The organism is Methanobrevibacter sp. (assembly GCF_045120835.1).
Taxonomy (GTDB): Archaea; Methanobacteriota; Methanobacteria; order Methanobacteriales; family Methanobacteriaceae; genus Methanocatella.
In genome coordinates this window covers 1-5273 of sequence record NZ_JBGVFE010000024.1, presented here as the reverse complement: position 1 = coordinate 5273, position 5273 = coordinate 1, and the positions used below count along the sequence as shown (strand labels likewise).

At 39.8% G+C, this 5273-nt stretch carries 3 protein-coding genes; all 3 read right to left on the bottom strand.

What is annotated here, in order from left to right; genetic code table 11:
- On the bottom strand, nucleotides 1-948 hold a 948-nt coding region (thiI, locus tag ACJMLO_RS02315; protein WP_405293530.1), incomplete at its 3' end, for a tRNA uracil 4-sulfurtransferase ThiI.
- Nucleotides 949-1091: 143 nt separating this feature from the next.
- Nucleotides 1092-3788 (bottom strand): alanine--tRNA ligase, encoded by a 2697-nt coding sequence (gene alaS / locus ACJMLO_RS02310; protein WP_405293528.1) that lies wholly within the window; start codon nucleotides 3786-3788, stop codon nucleotides 1092-1094.
- A gap of 78 nt (nucleotides 3789-3866) precedes the next feature.
- A partial coding sequence (locus ACJMLO_RS02305) for a DUF3427 domain-containing protein (RefSeq protein WP_405293526.1) occupies nucleotides 3867-5273 on the bottom strand: 1407 nt, incomplete at its 5' end.

Sequence of the window (5273 nt, the reverse complement as noted above, 5' to 3'; positions counted from 1 at the left end):
CAGAGGAGACAGTATCGGCATGTCCACACCATAACGGGTAGCTAAAATATTGGATAGGGTCTGTGAGGCAACCTGACCGACGCTGCTTCCGTCAACGATTGCATCGGCTCCCAATTTTTGAGCCAGTTTTTCTGCAATCCGATACATTCCGGATTTACATAATACGCAAGTCATCTTTTCTGGAGCCTTCTGTTTTGCGACTGTGAGATACTCGCCATAATCAATTACCCTTCTTTTAATTGGAGTTCCCTTAGCATAGATATTCAACTGGTCCACCAGCAGATTGAAGTTTTCAGTGACTTTCGGCCCTGCAAACGGATCATTGTTGCAGTGAAGCGCTACAACTTCACATCCCCTTTTCATCATAAGATATGCTGCAACAGGAGAGTCTATGCCGCTTGAAAGCAAAACAACGACTTTTCCCTGAGTTCCCAGAGGAAGTCCTCCAGGCCCTTTGATTTTTTCATGGAAAATGAAAGTCTTATCCTCCCTGACTTCAACAAATATTGTCAAATCGGGATTTGTCAGGTCAACGGGAGCCAATACCTTCTCCCTTACAACCCCGCCACAATGTGCAGCCATTTCCTGTGAGGTGAAATCATGCTTTCCAACACGTCGGCACTTGATTGCGAATTTTGTGTTTTCATCCAAAATATTCTCTTTGATTAATTCTTCAGTGTATTTTCCCAAGGTTTCGTCAATGTCTTCATATGTTGTTAGTGTTGAGGTTGCAGGAGAATATGAAACGACACCGAACACCCGGTTCAGCTTTTCAATTCCATCATTGAAATCCTTTGGATGGATATATATCCTTCCCTGGTTTCTCTCAACTTCACATTCAAAAGTAGCCTTGATATTTTTAACTAGCTTTCTTTCAAAACGTGACCTTATCTTAGGACTTTTGAGTCCTATTTCACCATATCTTGCAATAATCAAATCATAATTCATTTAAACACACTCTAATTTTAGTACACGCTGAAAAAAAAATAGCAATCCCTTCTATACTAGTTTTTTTAAAAATATAACAGCAAGTATAATTTTTTAGTTCAAAGTTAATAAAGATTGTTATAAAAAAAGGAAAAAGGATAAGATTATCCTTTAATCAAATCTACTGCAGTCTGGATGGCTTCATCCATCTTGTCTGCATTTTTACCTGCACCCTGTGCCAGGGTCAAGCGGCCTCCACCGCCACCGCCTAAAACGCCTGCTGCAGTCTTTATGATTTCATTGATTTTAATTCCACCGTCAATTGCGACTTGGGAAGCTGCCCCAACGATTTTACCGTCGCTGTTTCCCATAACTACAACATCAGCCTTTCCGTTGTCGGTAAAGTCAGTGGCCATTTTCTGAAGCTCCTTGAAGTCCGCCTCAATCAATTGGTGAACGACCTTAAGGCCATTGATTTCATCATATTCATCGGCCAGGGAGTTCATTTTCAAGCTTGCAATCTCTGATTTTAAGCGGTCGATTTCGTTTTTCTGAGCTTTCCATTCAGAAAAGAACCTGTCACATGTTTTCGGCAGCTGGTCGTTTTCAACCTTAAAGATTCCTGAGCTTTCCCTTAAAAGCTCTCCGTCATGCTGCATTGAATCGATTGCGGCAAGACCTGCTGAAAAGTCAATCCTTTCAACACCGTCCTGAACCCTTTCGGTCTTGTTGATTTTAATCGGTCCGACAACACCTGTCCTTAGGACGTGTGTTCCCGCACATGCCTGCACGTCAACACCCGGGATTTTGACTACACGAATCATTTTGCCAGGAACGATACCACCCTGATAGAGCACGAATCCGTAGAGTTCCTGTGCCTCGTCCCTTGTGTGGAACTGTATGTCCAAATCGATGTTGTCCATTACGTACTCGTTGGCCAGCTTTTCGATTTCGTTTAGCTCTTCCTGTGTGATACGCTTGTAGTGTGAAAGGTCAATACGTGCCCTTGTAAGACCGTTTTGAGATCCTGCCTGCCATATGTGCTGGCCCAAGACCTTACGGGCCGCAGCAATCACAAGGTGTGTTCCTGTGTGGTGGCGTGCAAGGGTTATTCTTCGCACCCAGTCTATCTCACCGGTGACTTTTTTGCCAACCACATCATTTGAGATGTCTCCATCTACATAATGCAATACCACATTATCAATCTTTTCGGCATGAGGTATTTTAATTACATTTCCATCAATGGAAACGCTACCTATATCTGAAGGTTGACCTCCTCCTTCAGGGTAGAATGTGGTTTTATCGAAGATCAAACATTGCTTGCCGTCCTTCTCAACAAGACCCAAAACTTCGCCTTCAAATTCTTTTTGGTAGAAATCTTTATAGAACAGCAGGTCTGTTTCAGGGTAATCGAGTTTGAAGGTGTCCTTCTTGTGAGCAGTATCCTTTTCGTGGGCTCCTGCAACCTGTGTGAAGAAATTGTCCGGCACGTTTACAGTAAAATCATCTCCGGCCATTTCAACAACGGTTTCAGGAGGAATTCCGTGAGCATCGTATAAGTCTATAAGCATGTCAAGAGGCATTTCGGATTTTCCTTCTTTTTTAAGCCTTTTGATTGACCTTTTGACAATGCTTCTTCCTTTCTTGACTGTTGCGGCATACCTTTCTTCCTCTAGAGTAATGATGTTCATGATATGCTCTTCTGAGTCACGGATTTCAGGGTAGAATTTGGATAGGAAATCAAGCTGTATCGCCATAACGTCAGCCAGGGATTCCTTCATGTCAAGCTCCTTCATGAATCTGATGGTTCTTCTTAAAACCAGCCTTGCGAGATATCCTTCCTTGACGTTTGAAGGGATGATTCCGTCAGCAAGCATGAATGCAAGACATCTTGTGTGGTCTGCAATGATATAGATTGCCTCCATCGGTTCGGCAGCTTCCAGATATTCATCTAAAGTCAGATTTAAGCTTTCAGCCACCTGTTGTCTGAGTTCCTTTAAATCCCCGATGTCCTCAATGTCCATCATTCCGGCAATCTGGGCATTTCTTCCCTGGATGTCCTCGTTGATTTCAACGCCTGTAAGCTCTTTTAGCTTGTCGACGACAGGCGCAAAGCATGCATCATAGGCTGTCGGTGTTCCCTGTGAAATCCATGCGATACGTTCAAGTCCGTAACCTGTGTCCACGACTTTAATTGGGATTTCCTTTTTGGATCCGTCCTCAAGGGTTTCATACTGGATGAAAACGAGTGTTGCAAGCTCCACTCCCCTGCAGCATACCTCATAACATGGTCCTTCGTTACCTCCGCCGGCCCACCAGGAGCTTATGAAAGTGACCTCTTCTGTGTTGATTCCGATATGTGCAAAGAACTCGTGGCAGAGCCTTATGGTTTCGTCTTCCCAGTAGATGAAATCGTCTTCCTTGTTGATTACTGTGTGTGTTCCCATTGTAAAGCAGGTCATGTGCCTGCCGGTTCTTCCCACATTGTCGACGTCGTTGAGCCTGATGGATGGCTGAGCCATTTCAATAGGATTTGCAGGCGGCTTGACAAGGCCTGAGGTAATCCAAGGCTGGAAACAGAAGATTGATGCTCCAACCAGAAATACGTCGTCTCTCCATCTTTTGGCCAGAACGGGATATCTGTGGACATGAGTGTGCCCTTCGCTTTCTAAAAATTCTCTAAAAACTTTCTGGATTTCATATAAATTGTATGGTTTATCGGTTGCCGGATTTGCAATAAAGCCATACTCATCACATGGAGCGTCTCCACAGGTGTCTCTTTCAACCTGGGAGTAAAACTCCTGTCCGCAAGTTTTACATGTATATTTTTTATAACCAAGTTCGTCAAAAATTTCTACCATATGAATCAGTTTAAAATATTTATCAGTATAGAATATGTTTTTTGTTAAATAAATAAATTTTTAAAAAAATAGGATTTTTTAGTCATTTACGAAATAGCTGTAAAGTTCATCCTTGACTTCAGTATTGATTTTAAATTTAAAGTTTACAATAGGATGTTCTCTGCCATCAATTGTCCTATAAACTTGCTTATAATTAAGCGGAGTTAAATTTCCAATATAATAAAACTCAATACCTTCATCATTGCTTTTTTGAATAAAGAGCTCAATGTCCAATCCGTTATAGTTAATGATTGGCTCCAGCTCCGGCGAAGAGGTTTTTCTATTGTTTCTACTCATCCAGTTGAATGTTTCCTTGTTTATGAAATGATCTTCGTAGTTAATAGTTTCTGATATGTCCTCTTTTTTGTTGTAAGTTACAAAGATAGGGCAGGTATCGTATTTGATTTTATATCCTCCGATATTTTGACCATTCATGAAACGTTCCCAGTTTAAAATTCTTAAGACATCCTCACGAGAGTATTTTTCATATAACTTGAATGGATTTAAATCTTCATAGACATTGTCATACTTGTAGAATCCATATTTTAAACTATCCTCCAAATGATTTAAGTAAGTAGGATTTATTAGGCACTTTTTAAACAATCTAGAAGCTTCAAACTTATAATCTTTACTGTTTTTAAGGTTCTTATAGACATCATTGTTAAAATCAAAGAACAGGTTTTCAATGTCCAAATCCTCATCCGTTACAAACTGGATTGTGTTTGCCTGATAATCATCGCTTGTTTCTTTTCTGTAGAAATTCATGCTTAAGACATTGATTGCACTTTTTATTGATTCAAATTGATTTTCAAGACCATATTTATCTTTTAAATATTTTTCGACTTGATTTATTGTAAAATATTTATTATATTTAAGACAACTCAGTATTACAAGCTCATGTGGCCTTATTCCTTTGATTAACTTTTTGGAAATGAATCTTAATGTTGCAAGTTCCTCTTCTGCAAATGTGCTTTCATAATCATTCTCAACATAATTCAGGAAGGTATGATAACAGTCAAACCTATTGTGATTCAAGATGATTTCTGGATTGAATTCCCCGTTGATTGCAAAATCATATAATAAGGGGATACGTCCTAATTTGTATTTAAGATTGTTGTATTTCTCCTTAAATAAAGCGACTTTAGAAAATGAAGTGTTGTTTATTGACTCATATATGCGCTTTTTAGAAATTTCATCAAAGTTGATTGAAGAAGCACCAGGAATAATCTTATTTCCCTCGATTAGATATTTTCTGATTTTATCCTTATCATAGGATCTGTCCCCGGATAGGGCAATCGGAATCATGAAATTATTTCTATAGTTTCCAATGAAATCCAGGATTACCACAAATTCCTTGTTTTTGTATTTTCTAAGACCCCTTCCCAACTGTTGGATGAAAATGATAGGGGATTCGGTTGGTCTGACTAAAAGAACTTGATTGATTTC

What these genes read in the sequence shown, in the direction of transcription:
- alaS (WP_405293528.1), bottom strand. Translation starts at nt 3,788, where the DNA reads ATGGTAGAAATTTTTGACGAACTTGGTTATAAAAAATATACATGTAAA.